General features: G+C 75.0%; 19 protein-coding genes. 13 read left to right on the top strand and 6 right to left on the bottom strand.

Annotation, left to right across the window (positions count from 1 at the left end; translation table 11 throughout):
• Positions 1-24 precede the first annotated feature (24 nt).
• Both ABL57_RS02375 and ABL57_RS02370 read left to right on the top strand, forming a co-directional pair.
• Positions 25-1788, top strand: coding sequence for a dynamin family protein (locus ABL57_RS02375; RefSeq protein WP_047801843.1), 1764 nt, complete (start codon positions 25-27; stop codon positions 1786-1788).
• Positions 1785-3473, top strand: coding sequence for a GTPase (locus ABL57_RS02370; protein ID WP_047801842.1), 1689 nt, complete (start codon positions 1785-1787; stop codon positions 3471-3473). Before ABL57_RS02375 ends, ABL57_RS02370 begins: the two co-directional genes overlap by 4 nt.
• Before the next feature lie 119 nt (positions 3474-3592).
• On the opposite strand, the gene ABL57_RS02365 is transcribed toward ABL57_RS02370, so the two are convergent.
• From ABL57_RS02365 to ABL57_RS02355, 3 genes are all read right to left on the bottom strand, one after another.
• A complete protein-coding gene (locus ABL57_RS02365) occupies positions 3593-4444 on the bottom strand; it encodes a hypothetical protein (protein WP_047801841.1) in 852 nt (283 codons plus the stop codon).
• Positions 4428-6314: an FAD-dependent oxidoreductase gene (locus ABL57_RS02360; protein WP_047801840.1), complete on the bottom strand. Its 1887-nt coding sequence runs from the start codon at positions 6312-6314 to the stop codon at positions 4428-4430. The genes ABL57_RS02365 and ABL57_RS02360 overlap by 17 nt, the downstream gene beginning before the upstream one ends.
• Before the next feature lie 242 nt (positions 6315-6556).
• The gene (locus ABL57_RS02355) at positions 6557-7369 is read right to left on the bottom strand and encodes an IclR family transcriptional regulator (RefSeq protein ID WP_255396145.1); all 813 of its coding nucleotides are present in this window, start codon (positions 7367-7369) and stop codon (positions 6557-6559) included.
• A 143-nt stretch (positions 7370-7512) separates the two neighbouring features.
• On the opposite strand from ABL57_RS02355, the gene leuC reads away from it, so the two are divergent.
• The 6 genes from leuC (at position 7513) to ABL57_RS02325 (ending at position 14151) form a co-directional block, all read left to right on the top strand.
• Positions 7513-9015 carry a 3-isopropylmalate dehydratase large subunit gene (gene leuC / locus ABL57_RS02350; RefSeq protein ID WP_238985953.1) on the top strand — a complete coding sequence of 501 codons (1503 nt, stop codon included), beginning with the start codon at positions 7513-7515 and terminating at the stop codon, positions 9013-9015.
• A gap of 32 nt (positions 9016-9047) precedes the next feature.
• The gene (leuD, locus tag ABL57_RS02345) at positions 9048-9647 is read left to right on the top strand and encodes a 3-isopropylmalate dehydratase small subunit (protein WP_047801839.1); all 600 of its coding nucleotides are present in this window, start codon (positions 9048-9050) and stop codon (positions 9645-9647) included.
• A 170-nt stretch (positions 9648-9817) separates the two neighbouring features.
• The gene (gene murA, locus ABL57_RS02340) at positions 9818-11134 is read left to right on the top strand and encodes a UDP-N-acetylglucosamine 1-carboxyvinyltransferase (RefSeq protein WP_047801838.1); all 1317 of its coding nucleotides are present in this window, start codon (positions 9818-9820) and stop codon (positions 11132-11134) included.
• A gap of 13 nt (positions 11135-11147) precedes the next feature.
• Entirely contained in the window at positions 11148-11897 is a 750-nt protein-coding gene (locus ABL57_RS02335; protein WP_047801837.1) for a 1-acyl-sn-glycerol-3-phosphate acyltransferase, read from the top strand.
• Positions 11898-11947: 50 nt separating this feature from the next.
• The gene (locus ABL57_RS02330) at positions 11948-13036 is read left to right on the top strand and encodes an NAD(P)H-dependent glycerol-3-phosphate dehydrogenase (protein ID WP_082157168.1); all 1089 of its coding nucleotides are present in this window, start codon (positions 11948-11950) and stop codon (positions 13034-13036) included.
• Positions 13033-14151: a D-alanine--D-alanine ligase family protein gene (locus tag ABL57_RS02325; protein WP_047801836.1), complete on the top strand. Its 1119-nt coding sequence runs from the start codon at positions 13033-13035 to the stop codon at positions 14149-14151. Before ABL57_RS02330 ends, ABL57_RS02325 begins: the two co-directional genes overlap by 4 nt.
• A gap of 555 nt (positions 14152-14706) precedes the next feature.
• Here ABL57_RS02325 and ABL57_RS02320 read toward each other — a convergent pair.
• The 3 genes from ABL57_RS02320 to ABL57_RS02310 form a co-directional block, all read right to left on the bottom strand.
• On the bottom strand, positions 14707-15012 hold the full coding sequence (locus tag ABL57_RS02320) for a DUF4193 domain-containing protein (RefSeq protein WP_047801835.1): 306 nt from the start codon (positions 15010-15012) through the stop codon (positions 14707-14709).
• Positions 15013-15192: 180 nt separating this feature from the next.
• The gene (locus ABL57_RS02315) at positions 15193-15609 is read right to left on the bottom strand and encodes a CBS domain-containing protein (RefSeq protein WP_047801834.1); all 417 of its coding nucleotides are present in this window, start codon (positions 15607-15609) and stop codon (positions 15193-15195) included.
• Between the two features lie 208 nt (positions 15610-15817).
• Positions 15818-16321: a DUF3515 domain-containing protein gene (locus ABL57_RS02310; RefSeq protein WP_047801833.1), complete on the bottom strand. Its 504-nt coding sequence runs from the start codon at positions 16319-16321 to the stop codon at positions 15818-15820.
• A 64-nt stretch (positions 16322-16385) separates the two neighbouring features.
• On the opposite strand from ABL57_RS02310, the gene thiL reads away from it, so the two are divergent.
• The 5 genes from thiL to ABL57_RS02285 all read left to right on the top strand — a co-directional run.
• Entirely contained in the window at positions 16386-17471 is a 1086-nt protein-coding gene (gene thiL, locus ABL57_RS02305; RefSeq protein ID WP_047801832.1) for a thiamine-phosphate kinase, read from the top strand.
• The gene (locus tag ABL57_RS02300; protein ID WP_371212455.1) at positions 17461-18420 is read left to right on the top strand and encodes a DAK2 domain-containing protein; all 960 of its coding nucleotides are present in this window, start codon (positions 17461-17463) and stop codon (positions 18418-18420) included. The genes thiL and ABL57_RS02300 overlap by 11 nt, the downstream gene beginning before the upstream one ends.
• A 12-nt stretch (positions 18421-18432) precedes the next feature.
• Positions 18433-20730: an ATP-dependent DNA helicase RecG gene (locus ABL57_RS02295; protein ID WP_047801830.1), complete on the top strand. Its 2298-nt coding sequence runs from the start codon at positions 18433-18435 to the stop codon at positions 20728-20730.
• Positions 20731-20764: 34 nt separating this feature from the next.
• Positions 20765-21364: a 16S rRNA (guanine(966)-N(2))-methyltransferase RsmD gene (gene rsmD, locus ABL57_RS02290; protein ID WP_047801829.1), complete on the top strand. Its 600-nt coding sequence runs from the start codon at positions 20765-20767 to the stop codon at positions 21362-21364.
• A 92-nt stretch (positions 21365-21456) separates the two neighbouring features.
• Positions 21457-22099 (top strand): nucleotide sugar dehydrogenase (locus ABL57_RS02285; protein ID WP_152683250.1); only part of this gene is annotated, 643 nt, incomplete at its 3' end.

Raw genomic sequence — 22099 nt, 5'->3', positions numbered from 1 at the left:
CAGGCTGACTGGCACAATGAGCGGGTGACCGATCAGACAGAGACCCTCAGGGCCCTCGAGCACGCGCGGGACCTGCTCGCGGCCTCGAGCCTGCCGCTGTCCACCACGAACGTGCTGCGCGAGCGGGAGGACATCGACCGCGCCGTGGACCAGCTGGACGACTACGTCCTGCCGCGGGTGCGCTCCCTCGACGCCCCGCTGCTCGCGGTGGTCGGCGGGTCCACGGGCGCGGGGAAGTCCACCCTCGTCAACGCGGTGGTGGGTCACCCCGTCACGCGTGCGGGGGCGATCCGCCCGACCACCCGCCAACCGATCCTGGTCCACCACCCCCGCGACGCCGAGGCGTTCTCGACCCAGCGAGTGCTCCCGCACCTGAGCCGGATCCACGCCCGGAAGGTCACCCCGCCGGGCACCACCGCCGCGGACACCGCGTCCCCGTCCGCGCTGCCCGGCACCGCGGACGGCCAGGCACTCGTGCTGCTGGCCGAGCCCCGCATCCCCGAGGGCGTCGCCCTGCTCGACGCCCCCGACGTCGACTCGATCTCCGACGAGAACCGCCGCCTCGCCGGCCAGCTGCTGGCCGCCGCCGATCTCTGGCTGTTCGTCACCACCGCCAACCGCTACGCGGACGCCGTCCCGTGGCGGCTGCTGGTGGAGGCCGCCGGGCGGGACATCACCGTGGCCGTGGTCCTCGACCGCGTCCCGCTCGGGCTCGAGGCCGAGATCGAGGAGGACCTCCGGCGGATGCTCAGCGACCGGGGGCTCGGCGACGCCCCGGTCTTCACGGTCCCGGAGTTCCCGCTCAACGAGACCGGCATGCTCCCGCCCCACGTCGTCGCCCCCGTCGTGGACTTCCTCGCCGAGCTCGGCCGGGACGCGGCCACGCGCTCGGAGATCGCCCGGCGCACCCTCGGCGGGGCGGTGCGCTCCATCGCCGAGCGCACCGACGCCGCCGGGAACGCCGTGCTCTCCCAGCAGCGGGCCGGGGCGCAGCTGCGCCACGACGTGGACCGCGCCTTCGACGAGGCGCTGGCCTCCGTGATCGACTCGACCCGGGACGGCACCCTGCTCCGCGGCGAGGTCCTCGCCCGCTGGCAGGACTTCGTGGGCACCGGGGAGTTCTTCCGCAACCTGGAGGCGGGCATCGGCCGGGTCCGCGACCGGCTCACCGCCTTCTTCAGCGGCAAGCCGGCCCCGGAGGTGCAGGTCGAGGAGGCCATCGAGACCGGTCTGCAGACCGTCATCGTCGAGGAGGCCGCGCGCGCCTCCGAGACCGCCGAGCGCCGCTGGCAGGACGAGCCGGCCGGCCGCGTGCTGCTCGGTGGCTCCGACCTGGGCGCCCTGCCCCCCGACTTCCGGCAGCGCACGGCCGAGCAGGTCCGGGCCTGGCAGGGCGACCTCATGGAGCTGATCCAGCGGGAGGGTGCCGACAAGCGGACGAAGGCGCGGGCCATGTCGCTCGGGGTCAACGCGCTGACCGTGATCCTGATGATCGGGGTGTTCTCGATGACGGGCGGGCTCACCGGCCTGGAGGTCGGCATCGCCGGCGGCTCCGGGGTGGTCGGCACCAAGCTGCTCGAGGCCGTGTTCGGCGAGGACGCCGTGCGGCGGATGGCCGAGGACGCCCGCCGGAACCTCGAGGCGCGCATCTCCGCGCTGCTGGACGAGCAGGCGTCCGTGTTCCTGCGGCGCCTCGACGTCCTGGACGGACGCCCCGGGGCGGACGAGCTGAAGGCCGCCGCCGAGCGGATCCGCACCGCCGCCCGGACCCTGGGGGAGACCCCGTGAGCCCGGCCCGCCGGCCGGTCCCGACCCTCTCCGAGCGGCTGCCCGCGCTCGCCCGCGCCGCGGACCTCGCCGACGGACGGCTCGACGACGAGGCCGTCGCCGCGGCGCGCACCGTCCTGGCGCGCGCCGCGGAGCGCCGCTCGCTGTCCGCCGACCACACCGTGGTGGGCTTCTTCGGCGCCACCGGGTCCGGGAAGTCGACGCTGTTCAACGCCGTGGTGGGCCGGGAGATCGCCCGTGCCGCCGCCCGCCGCCCCACCACCTCGGAGCCGCTGGCCGCGGTGTGGGGCGAACCGGGCAGCCAGGCCCTGCTGGACTGGCTGGACGTCTCCCAGCGGCACCACGTGGACACCCCGCTGCCCGCGGGCGCGGAGGACGCCGGGCGGTGGACGCGCGTGCGGGAACGGCTCACCGGGGGATCCGCTCCGGAGGGACCCGGCGGGCTCATCCTGCTGGACCTCCCGGACTTCGACTCGGTGAGCCTGCACCACCGCACGATCGTGCAGCGGCTGGTCGGGATGGTCGACGTGGTGGTGTGGGTCGTGGACCCGCAGAAGTACGCGGACGCGATCATCCACCAGGAGTTCATCGCCCCGCTGGCCCGCCACGGAGCCGTGACCATGGTCGTCATGAACCAGGTGGACCGCCTGCCCGCCGCCGAGGTCCCCGCCGTGATGGCCTCGCTCGCGGAGCTCGTGGCCCAGGACGGGCTGCCCACCACCGGGCTCTCGAAGCCCGTGGCCGTCTCCGCCCTGACGGGGGAGGGCGTCGAGGCCCTGCGCTCCCGGATCCGCCAGGTCGCGGACACGAAGGCCGCCGCCGGGGCCCGGCTCGACGCCGACGTCACCGACGCCGCCGAGCGGCTCGCGCTGGCCTCCGGCGAGGGGGAGCCCGCCGGGATCACCCCGGAGTCGGAGGACCGGCTCACCGACGGCCTCGCCCAGGCCGCCAACGTCCCGGGCATCGCGCGGGCGGCCGGGAGGTCCTACGCCCTGCACGCCGCCGGGCACACCGGGTGGATCGCCACCCGGTGGCTGCTGAAGTTCCGCAAGGATCCCATGCGCCGGCTCAACCTGGACCGGGGGGACGCGGTGAACCCCGAGGTCAACCGGACCTCGCTGCCGCCGATGGGCGCCGCCCAGCGGGCGGCCGCCGACTCCGCCGTGCGCGGCTTCGCCCACGACGCCGCGGCCGGGGCCGCCGAGCCGTGGACCCGGTCGGTGCGCCAGGCCGCCCGCACCCACGAGGACCGGCTGCCCGACGCCATCGACCAGGCCATCGCCGGCACCGACTTCCGGGCCCGGAGAGGAGTCTGGTGGTGGTTCCTCTTCGACGTGCTGCAGTGGCTCGCGATGCTCGCCGTGGTGGCCGGCCTCGTGTGGCTGCTGGGGCTGTTCCTCCTGGAGTACTTCCAGATCCCCGTGCCCCCGCCCCCCACCGTCGAGGGCTTCCCGCTGCCGGTGCCCACCCTGCTCGTGCTCGCCGGGGTCGTGACCGGGCTGTTCCTGGCGCTGACCGGGCGCATCCTCGCCGGCTTCGGCGCCCGGCTGCGCGAGCGCACGGTCCGGCGGAAGCTGCGGGCCTCGGTGGCCGGGGCGGGCCGGCGCACCGTCGTCGAACCGGTGCGGGCGGAGCTGCAGGCCCACACGGCCTTCCGTGAGGCCCTCGCCGCGCTGCGCGGCTGATCCCGGCGGCACGCCCCGCGGGGTCCGCACCGTCCGCGGGGTCGGTCCCCGCCGGTTGACCCCGTGGCCGGGCGCGGCGGACCGGGGATCCCGGAGCGCCGCCCGCCCCGGGGCGGCCCTCAGCGGCGAGCGGCCGCCGGGCGCAGCGCGAGGATCCATCCGCCCGCGGCGCCGATGGTGAGCAGGACGGTGACGAAGCCGATCACGGGCGCGCCGGCCCACGTCAGGGCGTCGCCGTACCTCAGCAGGGCGATCGCCTGCAGGAGGGCGAACGCCAGGGCGCCCACCCCGAGGGGGCGGACGGTCAGGGCGTCGCCGCGGCGCAGGGCGTAGGCCGCGGCCCAGCCGAGCCCGACCAGCCACGCCCCGACCGCTCTCGCCGTGAGCGGGGTCAGCGGCCACGGCCACAGCGCCGCCGCCGCCGCGGGCAGCACCAGCAGCCCGACGCCCACGCCCAGCAGCACGGCGGCGACGGCGGCCAGGAGCACCCGCAGCCCGCGCGGCAGCGGGGCGCCGGCCGCCGCGGGACGGGCGGCAGGTGCCCGGGAGCGGAGCTGGAGCCGGCCGATGACGAGCATGGCCACGGGCACGGCGGCGTAGATCGCCAGCCACGCCCAGGTGGCGAAGCGGGCCAGGGGCGGGTGCTCCGACGAGAGGTGGAAGCGGTCCAGGTGGAGCAGGGTCACCCCCAGGGTGAGCGTCGTGAAGACGAACACGGGCCAGACGGCCAGCCTGGCCCGGTCCCAGCCGGCGGAGCGGGCCCCCGCCACCTCGAGGAGCGCGCTGGACCAGTACGCCGCGCCGAGGAACACGGCGGTCATCGGCGGCTCGATCGTCCAGGCGAACCAGTCGGCCGTGCGCAGCGGGAAGACGAACAGCACCAGCCCGGCCAGGAACACGAGAAAGGCGGCGACGTAGAGCAGCCGACGCATCGCCGGGATCAGCGGCGCGGTCTCAGTCGCGGAGCGCATCGCCGACCGGTTCCTCGCGGCCGGCCGCCGGGGCCGGGCGCGGGGTCGGGGGAGCGGCCGGGGGAGACGCCGGGGGAGCGGCCGGGGCGTTCGGCGGGTGCCCGGACAGGTAGCCGTGCAGGAGCGAGACCACGGTGGCGCCGTCCCCGACGGCGGTCGCCACGCGCTTGACCGAGCCGGCCCGGACGTCCCCGATCGCGAAGACGCCCGGAAGACTGGTCTCCAGGGGCAGCGGCGCCCTGGCCGGTGCGCCGTCCCCGGGACCTTCGAGATCTCCCGTGCCGCCCGTGCGCAGGAACCCGGCGCGGTCGCGCTGCACCGAGCCGGGCAGCCACGACGTCCGCGGCACGGAGCCGATCAGCACGAACAGCGCGGACGCCGCGATCTCCTCCGGGCCCTCCACCGGGCCTTCCACCGGGCCTTCCACCGGGGGATCCTCCGGGGCCGTCGCCGCGCCCACCTCCGCGCCCGCCTCCGCACGGACGGCGCCGGGACCGCCGGTGGGCGTGACCACGACGGCGGTGAGGCACCCGTCCTGCTCGCGGGCGCCCACCACCGAGGTCCCGTAGCGGACCGTCACGTTGCGGGTCGCCTCGAGCTGGGTGATGAGATAACTGGACATGCTGGCCGCGAGCGAGGGACCCCGGACCAGCAGCGTCACGTGCTCCGCGTACTTCGCCACGTGCAGGGCCGCCTGCCCCGCCGAGTTGCCGCCCCCCACCACGCAGGCGCGCTGCCCGGCCAGCGACGGCGCCTCGGAGACGGCGGCCCCGTAGAAGACGCCCCGGCCCACCAGGGCCTCGAGCTGCGGCACGCCGAGGCGCCGGTAGTCCACGCCGGTGGCCACCACCACCGTGCGCCCGCGCACCACGCCGCCGTCGGACGTGGTCACCGTGCGCACGGCCCCGTCGGCCTCGAGGCTCTCGACCCGCCGCATGAACAGGAAGTCCGTGCCGAAGACCCAGGCCTGCTGGAAGGAGCGGAAGGCCAGGTGGGCGCCGCTCACCCCGCGGGAGAAGCCCGGGTAGTTGCGGATCAGCGAACTGGTGCCGGCCTGGCCGCCCACGGCCTGCTGCTCCACGACCATGGTGGAGAGGCCCTCGGAGGAGGCGTAGACCGCCGCGGCGAGCCCGGCGGGACCGGCGCCGACGACGACGACGTCGAAGACCTTGTCCGTCGGCGGCGGCCGGTTCAGCCCGAACGCCTCCACGATCTCCGGGTCGCTGGGATCCTCCAGGACCGTCGGCGGCGAGGTGAACTGCAGCACCAGGACCGGCAGGGCCGGGTCGTGCAGCCCCAGGCTCTCCAGCATCCGCTGCGCGGCCGGGGACCCGACCGGGTGGAAGCCCACCGGGATGTGGTTGCGCACCAGGGTGTCGCGCAGCGAGTGGGCCCGTTCGTCGCGCTGGTCCCCGATCATCCGGACCGCCTCGAACCCACCGCCCTGGGCCAGGTGCCAGTCGTCGAGGGCGTCGGTGATCGCGCCGTGGAACTCCTCGTCGCGCGGGCGCTCGGGGCGCAGGACGAGCAGGTCGGCGTGGCCCTGGGCGATGGCCCGGAACACGGTGGGGCCGCTGGCGAAGTCGCCCCACGTCACCGCGACGGCCCGCTTGGCGGCGGGGTGCTCGGCGTAGGCGCGCCGCAGGAGGTCCAGCCCGTCGCGGTCCGCCGGGCCGTAGCACCCCACGATGAGGGCCACCGCGCGGCCCCAGCGCCGCAGTCCTCGGAGGATCGCCCGGGCGTGGGCGTGGTCGGCGCAGACCACGACCTCGTAGTCGGCGCCGTAGCGCCGGCGCAGCTCGTCCCCCAGGATGCCCCGGGAGACCGGGTCGCTGGTCGCGAGCAGCAGGACCGGGACCGGGTCGTCCATGGCCGCCACCTCCTGGTGGGTCCCCTGGCCGGATGGCGCTCAGGCTACTCCCGCCGGCATCCGCGGGCAAGGGATCCGGCGCCGGACCGGTCGGGTCGGCCGCAGGGCGCCCGGGAGGGCTCCGCGGCGGGGACGGAACGCCTGCACCCGCGGGTGCGGGCACCACCCGACGGCACCGGGCGCGCTCCTGCGCGCCGCCGGGCGCAGCACTCGGGCCGGGCCCGCTGCGGCGTCCGGCGGGTCTAGTGCGCGGCGGCCCGCACCGCCTCGGTGAGCTGGCGGGCGGCCTGCACCACGACCTCCGCGTGCAGGCGTCCGGGCTGGCGGGTGAGCCGCTCGATCGGCCCGGAGATCGACACCGCCGCGATCACGCGGCCGGAGGGCCCCCGCACGGGCGCGGACACGGAGGCGATGCCCGGCTCGCGCTCGCCCAGCGACTGGGCCCAGCCCCGGCGGCGCACCCCGGCGAGCACCGTGGCGGAGAACCGTGCGTGGCGCAGGCCCTCGAGCAGCCGGTCGTGGTCCTCCCACGCGACGAGCACCTGCGCGGCCGACCCCGCCTTCATCGACAGCTGCGTGCCCACGGGGATCGTGTCCCGCAGCCCGATCGGCCGCTCGGCCGAGGCCACGCACACGCGCCAGTCGCCCTGCCGGCGGAAGATCTGCGCGGACTCCCCGGTCGCGTCGCGCAGGTTGACGAGCACGGGGCCGGCGGCGGCGATCAGCCGGTCCTCGCCGGCGGCGGAGGCCAGCTCCACGAGCCGGGACCCGAGCACGAAGCGGCCCTGCATGTCCCGGCCCACGAACCGGTGGTGGGCCAGGGCCACGGCGAGCCGGTGCACGGTGGGCCGCGCCAGACCGGTGGCGCTCACCAGCTGGGCGAGGGTCGCCGGTCCCGCCTCCAGGGCGTCGAGGATCATGGACGCCTTGTCCACGACGCCCACGCCGCTGGGGGCGGCGGCCGAGCTGAGCAGCAGGGCCTCGCCCGTGCCCTGCCCGCCCAGCGGGCTGCCCAAGGGCGCGCCGGACGGGTCCAGATGTCCAGATGTGTCCATGTTCTGATACTGACGTCTCAAAATGTGAGAAGCAAGCCGGAAAGCTGGCCACTCCGCGAGGCCGCCCGCGACCATGGAGTCACGACCCCGCACAGTCAGCCACACACAGGCGGCCACGCACAGGCAGCACGGAAGGATCCGCCATGCCGGACTACCAGTCCTCCACCCCCTCCACGACCTCCGCTCCGGCCTCCGGGCGCGCGGGCGGGCGCACCCTGGCCGAGAAGGTCTGGGCGGACCACCTCGTGCGCCAGGGCGAGGACGGCCGGCCGGACCTGCTCTACATCGACCTGCACCTGCTGCACGAGGTGACCTCCCCGCAGGCCTTCGAGGGGCTGCGGCTGGCCGGCCGGCCGCTGCGCCGCCCGGACCTGACGATCGCCACCGAGGACCACAACACGCCCACGCAGGACATCTTCTCCCGCATCGCCGACGACACCTCCCGCAAGCAGATCGAGACGCTGCGCGCCAACTGCGCCGAGTTCGGCGTGCGGCTGCACCCGCTCGGCGACGCGGAGCAGGGGATCGTGCACGTGGTGGGGCCCCAGCTGGGGCTCACCCAGCCCGGGACGACCGTGGTCTGCGGCGACTCCCACACCTCCACCCACGGCGCGTTCGGCGCGCTGGCCTTCGGCATCGGCACCTCCGAGGTCGAGCACGTCATGGCGACCCAGACCCTGCCCCTGGCGCCGTTCCGGACGATGGCGATCACGGTCGAGGGCACCCTGCGCCCCGGGGTCTCGGCCAAGGACATCATCCTGGCCGTCATCGCCCGGATCGGCACCGGCGGCGGGCAGGGCTACGTCCTGGAGTACCGCGGCTCCGCGATCCGCACCCTGTCCATGGAGGCGCGGATGACGATCTGCAACATGTCCATCGAGGCCGGGGCGCGGGCCGGCATGATCGCCCCGGACGAGACGACCTTCGACTACGTCCAGGGCCGCCCGCACGCCCCCGAGGGGGCCGACTGGGACGCCGCCGTGGAGTACTGGCGGACCCTGCGCACCGACGAGGACGCCGTCTTCGACGCCGAGGTGTTCCTCGACGCGGACGAGCTCGAGCCCTTCGTCACCTGGGGCACCAACCCCGGGCAGGGCGTCCCGCTCTCGGCGGCCGTGCCCGACCCCGAGGACGTCGGGGACGAGAACGACAAGGCCAACGCGCGCCGGGCCCTGGAGTACATGGGCCTGACCGCCGGCACGCCCATGAAGGAGATCCCGGTGGACACCGTGTTCCTGGGCTCCTGCACGAACTCCCGGATCGAGGACCTGCGGGCCGCCGCGGAGATCGTCAAGGGCCGGACCAAGGCCGGGAACGTGCGGATGATGGTGGTGCCCGGCTCCGCGAAGGTGCGGCTGCAGGCCGAGGCCGAGGGCCTGGACCAGGTGTTCAAGCAGTTCGGGGCGGACTGGCGCTTCGCCGGCTGCTCGATGTGCCTGGGCATGAACCCGGACCAGCTGGCCCCGGGCGAGCGGTGCGCCTCGACGTCGAACCGCAACTTCGAGGGCCGCCAGGGCAAGGGCGGGCGCACCCACCTCGTCTCACCCGTCGTGGCCGCGGCCACCGCGGTGCGCGGCACCCTCTCCTCCCCGTCCGACCTCGAGCCCGCCGCCGCCCCGACCGACCTCGCGTCGGCCGGCGCGTGAGCCCCCGACCCGCAGCCCAGGAAGGCCCTCCCATGGAGAAGTTCAGCACGCACCGGGGCGTCGGCGTCCCGCTGAAGCAGTCCAACGTGGACACCGACCAGATCATCCCCGCCGTCTACCTCAAGCGGATCACCAAGACCGGCTTCGAGGACGCCCTGTTCGCCGCCTGGCGCAAGAACGAGGACTTCGTGCTCAACCGGGAGCCCTACCGGCGCGGCTCCGTGCTGGTGGCCGGCCCGGACTTCGGCACCGGCTCCTCGCGCGAGCACGCCGTGTGGGCGCTGCGCGACTACGGATTCCGGGTGGTGATCTCCTCGCGCTTCGCCGACATCTTCCGCGGCAACTCCGGCAAGCAGGGACTGCTCGCCGCCCAGGTCGACCAGTCCGACGTCGAGCTGCTGTGGAAGCTGATCGAGGAGCACCCCGGCACCCCGGTCGAGGTCGACCTCGAGGCGCGCACCGTGAGCTGCGACACCGTGACCGTGCCCTTCGTCATCGACGACTACACGCGCTGGCGGCTCATGGAGGGCCTGGACGACATCGGGCTGACCCTCCAGGACGAGGACGCCATCACCGCCTACGAGGCCCGCCGGCCCGCGTTCAAGCCCACCACGCTGCCTGCCCGCACCTGAGCCGGCGCCCCCTGCCCGGCCCCGGCGGAACCCTCCACGGCCCCGCCGGGCCGCGCGCTGTCCCGGACACGCACGACCCCCGCCTGTGCGAGGCCGCTCTCCGGGGAACCTACACTGTACGGGTGCCGCTCCCGCTCGGGAGTGGCCCGGCAACAGCAGATCGGAAGTTCATGAGCAGCGCACTGCACATCACGGGCGGAGTTCCCCTGTCCGGCCAGGTCACCGTGCGAGGTGCCAAGAATCTCGTCCCCAAGGCCATGGTGGCCGCCCTCCTGGGGTCCACGCCGTCCGTCCTGGCGAACGTGCCGGAGATCAAGGACGTCCAGGTCGTCACCAACCTGCTGTCCCTGCACGGGGTGGAGGTGGGGCGCGAGGACGGCCGGCTCTCCCTCGACCCGTCCAACGTGACCACGGCCCGGCACGCGGACATCGACGCGCACGCGGGGGACTCCCGCATCCCGATCCTGCTGTGCGGCCCCCTCCTGCACGCGATCGGCGAGGCGTTCATCCCCGACCTCGGCGGGTGCAAGATCGGCGACCGGCCCATCAACTACCACCTCGACGTGCTGCGCCACTTCGGGGCCCGGGTCGAGAAGCTCGAGTCGGGGATCCGGATGAGCGCCCCGCACGGGCTGCACGGCGCCAAGGTCGAGCTGCCCTACCCCTCGGTCGGCGCCACCGAGCAGGTGCTGCTCACCGCCACCCGCGCCGACGGCCACACCGAGCTGCGGGGCGCGGCGACCGAGCCCGAGATCATGGACCTGATCGCGATCCTGCAGAAGATGGGCGCCATCATCACGGTGCAGACGGACCGGGTGATCCGGATCGAGGGCGTCCCCGAGCTCACCGGCTACCGTCACCGGGCCATGCCCGACCGGATCGAGGCAGCCTCCTGGGGCTCGGCCGCACTCGCCACGGGCGGCGACATCTTCGTGGCCGGGGCCCGGCAGTCCGACATGATGACCTTCCTCAACACCTTCCGGAAGATCGGCGGCGGCCTCGACATCACCGAGGACGGGATCCGCTTCTACCACCCCGGCGGGGACCTCAACCCGCTCATCGTGGAGACCGACGTCCACCCCGGCTTCATGACCGACTGGCAGCAGCCGCTCGTGGTCGCCCTCACCCAGGCCAAGGGGGTGTCCATCGTGCACGAGACCGTCTACGAGAACCGTTTCGGCTTCACCGGCGCCCTGAACCGGATGGGGGCCACCATTCAGCTGCACCGCGAGTGCCTGGGGTCCGTCCCGTGCCGGTTCGGGCAGCGCAACTTCGTCCACTCGGCCGTGATCTCCGGGCCCACCCCGCTGCGGGCCGCCCAGATCAACATCCCGGACCTGCGCGGAGGCTTCTCCCACCTGATCGCGGCGATGGCCGCCGACGGGGTCTCCCACGTGACGGGCGTCGAGCTCATCAAGCGCGGCTACGAGCACTTCACCGACAAGCTGACGGGGCTCGGGGCGTCGTTCGAGCTCGACGGCGAGTGAGCCGGGCCCGTCGATGAGCCGCACCTCGAACCGCCGCCTGTTCCGAGTGCTGGCGGGGGTCGTCAAGCCGGCCTACCGGCTGGTGGCGCGGCTGCGCTGGACCGGGGCGGAGCACCTGCCCGCCGAGGGCGGGTTCATCGTGGTGCCCAACCACCTCACCGAGCTCGACCCGCTGACGGTGGCGATCACGCTCTACGACAACGGCATCATGCCCCGGTTCCTCGCCAAGGAGTCGTTGTTCCGCGCCCCCGTGGTCGGCGCCGTGCTGCGGGCCACCGGGCAGGTCCCCGTCCTGCGCGGCACCCCCGACGCCGCGGCCGCGCTCACCGCCGCCCGCGCGGAGCTGGCCTCCGGCGGGGCGGTCGTGATCTATCCCGAGGGCACCCTCACCCGCGACCCCGACCAGTGGCCCATGACCGGGCACACGGGCGCCGCCCGGCTCGCCCTGGCCACCGGCGTCCCGGTGATCCCGCTGGCGCACTGGGGCGACCAGGAGGTCCTCGGCCGAGCACCGTCCACCGGCCGGCCGACCGTCAGCCTGTTCCCGCGCAAGCCCGTGCGCGTGCGGATCGGCCCGCCCGTCGACCTCACCCCGTGGCGCGACGACGTCCCGGACCTGACGCACCCCGTGGGGCGCCACGCCGCCCGGCTGGAGGACGCCACCGACGCGATCATGCGGGCCGTGACCGGCGAGCTCGCGGCGCTGCGCGGGGTCGACGGCCCGTCCGCCCTCTGGGACCGCCGCCGAGGAGGCCGCCTGTGAGCTCGCCCTCCGGCCCCGCCCGGCCCCTGCCCGTCCCGCTCCCGCCCGTCCTGTCCGGCACCGCCGAGGGCCCCCGGAAGATCGCCGTGCTGGGCGCCGGGTCCTGGGGCACCACCTTCGCCAAGGTCCTGGCCGACAGCGCCCGGGCCGCCGCGCACGCCCGGCACGAGCCGCCGGCCCGCACCGTCGTGCTCTGGGGGCGCGACGCGGAGGCCATGGGCCACGTGGCCCGCACCCACGTCAACGACCGCTACGTGCCCGGCATCCGGCTGCCCGGGCTCCTGCAGGCCACCGGCGACCTCGCCGCCGCCCTGCACGGGGCCGACCTCGTGGTCCTCGCGGTGCCCGCCCAGGCGCTGCGCGCGCAGCTGGCCGCCGCGGCCCCGCACCTCGACCCGGAGGCGGTGCTGCTCTCCCTCGCGAAGGGGCTCGAGCGGGACACCGGGCTGCGGATGAGCGAGGTGGTCGCCGAGGAGCTCGGCCGGGACACGGACCGGGACGCCGAGCACTGGCGGGAGCGCACCTGCGTGCTCTCCGGGCCGAACCTGGCCATGGAGATCGCCGAGGAGCAGCCCACCGCCTCCGTCGTCGCGGCCTCCACCACGGAGCTGGCCACCTGGGTGGCGCACGCCTGCCGGACCCGCTACTTCCGCCCGTACACGAACACCGACGTGGTGGGCACCGAGATCGGCGGGGTGGTCAAGAACGTCATCGCCCTGTCCGTGGGGATCGCCGACGGGCGCCACTTCGGGGAGAACTCGAAGGCCTCCATCATCACCCGCGGGCTGGCCGAGACCACCCGCCTCGCCCTCGCCCTCGGCGGCCGGCTCGAGACGCTCTCCGGCCTGGCCGGGATGGGCGACCTCGTGGCGACCTGCTCGTCGCCGCTGTCCCGCAACCGCACGGCGGGCCGGCTCCTGGGGCTCGGCGCGAGCCTCGCCGAGGTGCAGGAGGAGATGACCCAGACGGCCGAGGGGATCAAATCCGCACCTGCCGTGCTGGCCCTGGCCCGCCGGCACGGCGTCGACATGCCCATCACCGAGGCCGTCGTGTCCATCCTGCGCGAGGACCTCACCGTCGACGACCTGGCCCCGCTGCTGCTGGGCCGCGAGATCAAATCCGAAGGGACCACCCCATGACCCCCCGCCCCTGCGTCGCCGTGCTCTTCGGCGGACGCTCCAGCGAGCACTCCATCTCCCTCATCACGGCCCGCGGCGTGCTGCGGGCCATCGACCGGGAGAAGTGGGACGTGGTGACGGTCGGCATCTCCACCTCCGGCGAGTGGTTCCTCTGCCCCCAGGAGGAGCTGGAACGGCTGCTGGACAAGAACCCCATCGCCGAGCTGCCGGTGGGGGAGGACCTCGTGAGCCTGCCCCTGAAGGTCGGGGAGAACGAGCTGATCGTCCGGCAGGCCGGCTCCTGCGGGGAGACCGTGACCCGCGACCGCCACATCGACGTGGTACTGCCCCTGCTGCACGGGCCCTTCGGCGAGGACGGCACCCTGCAGGGGCTCCTCGAACTCGCGGACCTGCGCTACGTCGGCTGCGGGGTGACCGCCTCCGCGGTGGGCATGGACAAGCACTTCATGAAACTGGCCTTCGAGGCGGCCGGGATGGAGGTGGGCCCCTACACCGTGGTCACCGACCGCCAGTGGGCGCTCGACCCGGCCGGCGTGCGCGAGCGGGTCGCCGCGCTGGGCTTCCCCGTGTTCGTCAAGCCGGCCCGGGCGGGCTCCTCCTTCGGGATCACCAAGGTGGATCGGCCCGAGGAGCTGGACGCGGCGATCGAGACCGCCCGCGAGCACGACCGCAAGCTCGTGGTCGAGGCCGGCATCGTGGGCCGGGAGATCGAGTGCGCCGTGCTCCAGGGCCGCGGCACGGACCCGGCCCGCACCTCGATGCCCGGGGAGATCGAGATCGTCGACGAGCACGCCTTCTACGACTTCGAGGCCAAGTACGTCTCCCAGGCGTCCGCGAGGCTCAGCTGCCCCGCGGACCTGCCGCAGGAGGCGACCGACGCCATCCGCGCCGGAGCCGTGACCGCCTTCGAGGCGCTCGACGGCGAGGGCCTGTGCCGTGCCGACTTCTTCTACACCCCGGACGGCCGGGTCGTCATCAACGAGGTCAACACCATGCCCGGCTTCACCCCGATCTCCATGTACCCGCGGATGTGGGCGGCGTCCGGGCTGGCCTACGCGCGGCTGATCGACGAGCTGCTCGGCCTGGCCATGGAGCGCCCGGTCGGCCTGCGCTGACTGCTCGGGGTGAGCCGTTCGGCGACCGGCCCCACCTGGGGCCGTTCACGGAACGAGGTGGGGCCGCTGAGTTCGTCGAACGGCGGCGCGGGGTCGTCGTGGTCTTGCCCCGTGACCCGGGTGGTGTGCTCCGAAGCGGCAGCGTGCGTCCCCGTCGACGTCATGGGCTTGCCACTGGTGGTCGAGACCCCCGCCGGCCGCGGCCCGCGACGGCATCGCGCTCCCGGCAGGTGGGGGAGGACACGTCGACCACGCCTCCGCCGCGGAGGGCCTCGGGGGAGCGAGAGCTACGGGCCCGACGGCCGAGCGCCGGTTCGGAACGGCCCGTCCGGCCGTAGACGCCGTCGCGGGTCCGACGCCTGTGCCGTCGTCACCCTGCGGGCCGAAAGCTGCCTTCCCGGGTCGCCCGCCGACCCTTGGTCTCCTCCGAAGCGAGCGGGATCGCACCGATCGTCGAGGTCGTCACGGACATCGTGGTCGCCGCCGTGCGGGCGGTCGAACGCCCCCATCGCCTCCCTGCGCCAGGAGTGATCCGCAGCGGGCCCACCCGACGGGTCAGCTCTCGCACTCCAGGCAGTACTTCGCGCCGTCCTTCTCGCGGGCGAGCTGGCTGCGGTGGCGGACCAGGAAGCAGGACATGCAGGTGAACTCGTCCTCCTGCTCGGGCACCACCTGGATCAGCAGCTCCTCCTGGGACAGGTCCGCGCCGGGCAGGTCGATGCCCTCCGCCGTGTCCGCGTCGTCGACGTCGATCGCCGGGCTCTGGCTCGTGGCGCTGCGCTGGGCCTGGATCACCTCGAGGGACTCGTTGGCGGGTTCGTCCTCGGGCTTGACGCGGGGCTCGTCGTAATCGGTGGCCACGGGTGATCTCCTCCTGTGGATGGTGCGGTCGTTGAGGTGTCCACGCCACAACCCGGCGGGGAACGGGCCTATTCCCGTTCCCCGCGGCCGGTGCCGGGGAAGGCACCGATGGTAGCCCGCCCAGGGGTCGCGGGCACAAACCGCCCGGCGCGGCCGTGCCGGGCGGTCCGTGCCCGGGGCTCAGTCGAAGGAGATCAGCTCGACGAGCTCGCCCACGCGGTCCTCGGGCAGGGACCGGGCGATGTCGGCCTGGCTGATCATGCCCACCAGGGCGTGCCCGTCGATCACCGGCAGACGGCGCACCTGGTGCTCCTGCATGGTGTCGAGGGCCTCCTCCACGCTGTCGTCGGCGCCGATCGTGACCGGCTTCCCCTGGGCCAGCTGCCCGGCCTTCACCTGGCGGGGGTCGGTGCCGAGCGCCAGGCACCGCACCACGATGTCTCGGTCGGTGAGCACGCCCTTGAGCCGGTCGTCCTCCCCGCAGATGGGCAGCGCGCCCACGTCGAGGTCCTTCATCTTCCGGGCGGCCTCCTCGAGGCTCTGGTTCTCCCCGATGCACTCCGCGCCGGGGCTCATGATCTCTCGTGCGGTCGTCACGGCTCGTCCTCCTGTGCTCTCGAGGTGCCGGACGGGCACCGCTGCGGTCCGTGCGGACGGTCCCCGGCCGGGCCGGGCCACCCACGATAGTGAGCCCGGCCACGCGGAGGAACCGTCGCCGCGCCCCGCCCGTCACACTCCGCCGCGGGCCGCACCGTTCGCCGGCGCCACCGTCCGGCGGCGGGCCCGCACCGATGGCAGGTGGGGGTCACAACCCCTCGGCGGCGTCCTGCAGGTCGAGGCACTGGCGGTCGGCGGGGATCTGCTCCACCGCGGAGCCCAGCTCCACGAGCAGCGTCGAGGAGGCCACGGCGGTGCTGTCGAACACGACCTCCACCGCGGGGTCGCGGCCGTACGTGGTGGCGGTCCACGTGTCCCCTTCCTCGCCGTCCGCGCCGCCCTGACGGATCAGCCAGTCGACGTCGTTCACGGAGGAGCACGGGTCCGTGGTCGGGCCGGGGGGCGTCACCCCGCAGCGGACGACCACCGCCGTGGGCTCGCCGTAGGCCGTGGTGGCCTGGCTGGTGGTCTCCCGCTGCCCGTGCTCGCCGATGGTCTCCGGCATGGCGAGCATCGCCGGGGCGCACCCGGGGTCGGCGGCGTTCTCGGCGGGGTCCACGGTGACGGCCGGGGTGCAGCCCGTGAGGACCGCGGCCAGGGCGCCCGCCGTCAGAAGGGCGCGGGCAGGACGGGGCGGGGGGAGCAGGGGCATGCCACCAGCGTAATCCGTGGCCGGGGACGTTCCCGCGTCCGGGCCCGTCGTTAGGATGAGCGCCATGAGCCGACCCCCAGCGGATCCCCCTGCACGCCACGCGCCGCCCCCGGCGGAGCCGACGGTCGGGGAGCTCTCGGAGGCGGAGCTGCTGGCGCGGGTGCTGCCGCTGCTCACCCGGCCGGCCGCCCAGGTGCTGCTCGGTCCCGGGGACGACTGCGCCGTGGTCGCGGCCCCGGACGGCCGGTACGTGATCACCACGGACACCCAGGTCCAGGACCAGGACTTCCGCCTCGCCTGGCCCAGCGGCGTGCTCACCACCGGCTACGACACCGGCGTCAAGTGCGCCGCGCAGAACCTCGCCGACGTGGCCGCGATGGGCGCCGTCCCCTCGGCCCTCGTCGTCTCGCTCACCCTGCCCCCGGCCACCCCCGTGTCCTGGCCCGAGGACTTCGCCCGCGGTCTCGCCGCCGGGTGCGCGGCCATGGGGGCGCAGCGCTGCGCCGTGGTCGGCGGGGACCTCGGGGCCGGGCGGGAGCTGTCGGTCACGGCGACGGTGACCGGCGACCTCGAGGGCCGGGCCCCGGTGCGCCGTGCAGGGGCCCGGGAGGGAGGCGTGCTCGCCCTGGCCGGCACGACCGGCCGCGCGGCCGCCGGGGTGGCCCTGCTGGAGGACCCCCGCTACCGGGCCGGGCGGGACGAGCTGCTGGACGAGCTCGCGGCGGCGCAGCTGCGCCCGTGCGCCCCCGTGCCGGCCGGCCCGGACGCCGCCCGCGCCGGCGCCACGGCCATGATCGACCTCTCGGACGGCCTGCTCCGGGACGCCGGGCGGGTCGCGGCCGCCAGCGGTGTCGTGGTGGACCTCGACGGCGCGGCCGTGGCCGCCCTCGCCGAACCCCTGGAGCCGGCCGCCCGGCTGGTCGGGGCGGACCCCCGCGACTGGGTGCTCACCGGCGGGGAGGACCACGGCCTGCTGGCCGTCTTTCCCCAGGGCGCCCCCCTGCCCGGAGCCTTCCGTGCGATAGGCTCGTGTGCGCCCGCGCCCCCGGGGCACGACGGCACCCGCCCCCGGGTGCTGCTCGACGGACGGGCGCCGCACCTCGCCCTCGGGCACCCGGTCGGTGAAGGATGGGATCACTTTGAACCATAGGATCGGATCGAACACGGCCGTCATGCGGCGGTGGCTCGACCTGGCCCACCGCGATCTCGTGCGGCACAGTCCCGTGCTCAACGCCCTCAACGTCTTCCCGGTCGCCGACTCGGACACCGGGACCAACCTGGCGACCACCGTGCGCGCCGCCGCCGAGGCGGCCGGCGTGCTGGAGACCGGCGACGTGGGGGAGCTGCTCGCCCTGGCCGGCCAGGCCGCCCTGGAGGAGGCCCGCGGCAACTCCGGGACCCTGTTCTCCGTGTTCCTCACGGCGGTGGGCCAGTCCCTCGAGGGACAGACCCGGATGAGCGCCGAGTCCGTGCGCGTGGCCCTGCACGCGGGCCACGTGCGGGCCTGGAGCGTGCTCTCCGACCCGGTGGCCGGCACCATGCTCTCGGTGCTGGAGGCGGCCGCGGCCGTCCCCGTCCCGCAGGACGTGGGGGACGGGTCGAACCAGCAGCTGAAGGACTTCCTGGCCCAGGTGGGCGAGGCCGCCCGCGCCGCCGTCCTGGCCACCCCCGAGCAGCTCGAGATCCTGCGGGAGACCGGCACGGTCGACGCCGGGGCGCTGGGCATGCTCGTCGTCCTCGACGCGCTCGCCCGCACGGTGGGCGGGGACGACGCCGGGGACGAGGCCGGCCTCGACCAGCTGATCGACGACGCCGCCGCCCGGGCCGCGGGCGTCCACGCCGCCCCGCACACCGTGCACGGCGGCGTGGAGGTCATGTGCACCGTCGAGCTGTCCCCGCTGGACGCCGCGGAGCTGCGGCACGAGCTCAGCGAGGTGGGCAGCAGCGTGATCATGAGCGCGGTCTCCGAGGCCGGGGACGGCTACCGGTGGCGCGTGCACGTGCACGTGGAGCGCACCGAGGAGGCGCTCGCGGTGATCGGCGCCCGAGGCGAGGCCGTCAACCTCACGGTGACCTCCCTCTCGGAAGCGGACGGATGAGGTGCGCCTGAGATGGCCCGGTCCCACACCGGCGGGGCGTTCCCCGCCCCGGTCCCCGAGCTCGACCAGCCGCTCGCGCGGCTGCTGGGCCGCGCCACGGCCGATCAGCTGGCGAGGCAGCTCTCCGTGAGCACGATCGGGCAGCTGCTCGACCACTTCCCCCGCCGGTACATGCCCCGGGGCGAGCTCACTCCCTTCTCGGAGCTGCGCATCGACCAGCAGGTCACCATCGTGGCCGAGGTCGTCTCCGCCTCCACCCGCCAGATGCGCTCCCGCCGCGGGTCGATCACGGACGTGGTGATCACCGACCGCGTCTCCTCGGACCCCCGCCTCCTGTTCGAGGAGACGGACCCCGCCTCCGGCCGCACGATGCGGCTGAGCTTCTTCAACGCCTGGACCGCGGCCAGGGACCTGCCCCCGGGCACGCACGCCCTGTTCTCCGGGAAGGTCGGCCTGTACAACGGCGCCGTCACCATGACCAACCCGCACTACGCCATCCTGGACCCGGACGCCCCCGAGGCCGGGGAGAGCGCGGAGGAACGGGCCGGACGCCCCATCCCCATCTACCCGGCCACCGCCAAGCTCACCACGGACAAGATCGCCCGCGCCGTGCACTCCCTGCTGCCGGTCGTGGACTTCGCGGCGGTCCCGGACCCGCTGCCGGAGGGCATCCGCGAGCGGGAGGGGCTGATGGGCCTCGAGGAGGCGTACTGGCAGGTGCACCGGCCCCGGGACACGCGGGCCCACGGCGAGGCCCGCCGCCGGTTCCGCTACCAGGAGGCCTTCCTGCTCCAGTGCGCGCTCGCCCGCCGCCGGGCCGAGCTCGCGGCCCACCCGACCACCGCCCGCCCCGGCACCCCGGACGGGCTCCTGGCGAAGTTCGACGCCGCCCTGCCCTTCGAGCTCACCGCCGGGCAGCGCGCCGTGGGGGAGGAGCTCGCGGCGGAGCTGGCCGGGACCCACCCCATGAACCGGCTGCTGCAGGGCGACGTCGGCGCCGGGAAGACGCTCGTGGCGCTGCGCGCCATGCTCCAGGTCGTCGACTCGGGCGCCCAGGCCGCGCTGCTCGCGCCCACCGAGGTGCTCGCCGGACAGCACCACGGCTCCGTGCTGCGCTCCCTCGGCCCCCTCGCCCGGGGCGGGGAACTGGGCGGGGACCCCGACGGCACGCAGGTCGTGCTGCTCACCGGGTCGATGAGTGCGGCCGCGCGCAAGCGGGCGCTGCTGCGGATCGCCTCCGGGGAGGCCGGGATCGTCATCGGCACCCACGCCCTGCTCTCCGAGGTCGTCCAGTTCGCCGACCTCGGGCTCGTCGTCGTCGACGAGCAGCACCGGTTCGGCGTGGAGCAGCGCGACCGGCTCCGGGACAAGGCCGGCCGTCCCCCGCACCTGCTCGTGATGACCGCGACCCCCATCCCGCGCACCGTGGCCATGACCGTCTTCGGCGACCTCGACGTCTCCGTGCTGGACCAGCTGCCGGCCGGGCGGCAGCCCATCGCGACCCACACGGTGGGGCTCGTGGAGCACCCCGCCTGGGAGCAGCGCCTGTGGCGCCGCGCCCGCGAGGAGATCGACGCGGGCCGGCAGGTCTACGTGGTCGCGCCCAAGATCGGGGACGACGACGAGGCCCCGCCCACCGGCTCCCTGGCCGAGTCCGCCCGGGCGGCCGCCGCCGAGGAGGAGGAGGCCGAGGCGCCGATGGCCTCCGTGGCCTGGCTGGCCGAGCTGATCGCCCGGCAGCCCGTCCTGGACGGCGTGCGCGCCGAGGTGCTCCACGGCCGGCTCGACCCCGTGCAGAAGGCCCGCCTCATGGAGGACTTCGCGTCCGGGGCGGTGCAGCTGCTGGTCTGCACCACCGTGGTCGAGGTGGGGGTGGACGTCCCCAACGCCACACTGATGATCATCGTGGACGCCGACCGGTTCGGCATCTCCCAGCTGCACCAGCTGCGCGGCCGGATCGGGCGGGGCGGGCACGCCGGGACGTGCCTGCTGGTCACCCGGCGCCCCGCCGAGCACCCCTCGCGGGAGCGCATCGAGGTCGTGGCCGGCACCACGGACGGCTTCGCGCTCGCCCGGGCCGACCTGGAGCTGCGCCGCGAGGGGGACATCCTCGGCGCGGCGCAGTCGGGAGGGCGGTCGACCCTGCGGCTGCTGCGCGCGCTCGACGACGCCGAGCTGATCGAGCGCGCCCGCCGGGACGCCGTCACCCTCCTCGGCGAGGACCCCGGGCTCGACGAGCACCCCGAGCTCGCCGAGGCCATCGAACGCTACCTCGACCCGGACGCCGAGGCGTTCCTGGACCGGGGCTGAGCCCGGTGCGGCCGAGGACGGGAGGAGCACGACCATGAGCAGGATCATCGCCGGGGCCGCCGGGGGACTGCGCCTGCAGTCCGTGCCGGGCCAGGGCACCCGCCCCACCACCGACCGGGTCAAGGAGTCGCTCTTCGCCCGCCTCGAGGCCTGGGGCATGCTCCACGAGGCCCGGGTCCTGGACCTGTTCGCCGGGTCCGGGGCGCTGGGCTGCGAGGCCGCCAGCCGGGGCGCGGCCGCCGTCACCCTGGTGGAGCGCCATCCGCCCGCCGTCCGGGTCTGCCGGGCCAACACGGCCGTGGTGCACCGGGCGCTGGGCCGCGACGACGTCGTCGCGGTCCACCAGGGCGCCGTCGCCGCCTACCTGGCCGATCCCGCGGCGGGCCCCTGGGACCTGGTGCTCGCCGACCCGCCCTACCCGCTGGGCGAACGCGAGCTGAGCGCCGTGCTGGCGGCACTGGTGGGCCGGCTGGGCGAGGGCGGGGTGGTCGTGGTCGAGCGCTCCTCGCGCTCGCCCGAGCCGGAGTGGCCGTCCGGACTGCGCCGCTTCGAGCAGAAGCGGCACGGGGAGACCACCACGTGGTTCGCCGAGACGGCGCTCACATCCGCGCCGCCGCCCGGCGCGCCGCGCTGAGCAGGTGCGCCGCTGTGCGCCCCGGCCCTGACAAGATGCGACAGGCAACAACGAGCACGGGCCCGGCGGCCCGGGAGAGACGGAGGACGTCCATGAAGATCACGGTTCTGGGCACGGGCTACCTGGGGGCCACGCACGCCGCGTCGATGGCGGAGATGGGCTTCGAGGTCCTGGGCGTGGACGTGGACCCGGCGAAGGTCGAGGCCCTGTCCCGCGGGGAGCTGCCCTTCCACGAACCAGGACTGGGCGAGCTGCTGCGCAAGCACGTGGACACCGGGCGGCTGCGCTTCACCACCAGCTACGAGGAGGCCGGGGCCTTCGGCGACGTGCACTTCGTCGGCGTCGGCACGCCCCAGCGGCCCGGGTCCTTCGCGGCGGACATGCGCTACGTGGACGCCGCCGTCGGCTCGATCGCCGCGGCCGCCACGCGCGACTGCGTGATCGCCGGCAAGTCCACGGTCCCGGTCGGCTCGGCCCGGCGGCTGGCGGATCTGGCGAAGGCCTCGGCGCGAGACGGGGTGGACGTGTCCCTGGTCTGGAACCCGGAGTTCCTGCGCGAGGGCTACGCCGTGGAGGACACCCTGACACCGGACCGGATGGTGCTGGGCGCGGAGGAGCCGGCCGCGGAGGCCGTGATGCGCCGGGTCTACGCCCGCCAGCTGGAGGCGGGCGTGCCGCTGATCGTCACCGACTTCGAGACGGCCGAGCTGGTGGTGAAGCGCAGCCGCCCGGTGT

This window comes from Kocuria sp. SM24M-10, assembly GCF_001027955.1.
Taxonomy (GTDB): domain Bacteria; phylum Actinomycetota; class Actinomycetes; order Actinomycetales; family Micrococcaceae; genus Kocuria; species Kocuria oceani.
Note: the sequence above shows the minus strand (reverse complement) of the source record. Positions and strands in the feature narration are given on the sequence as shown.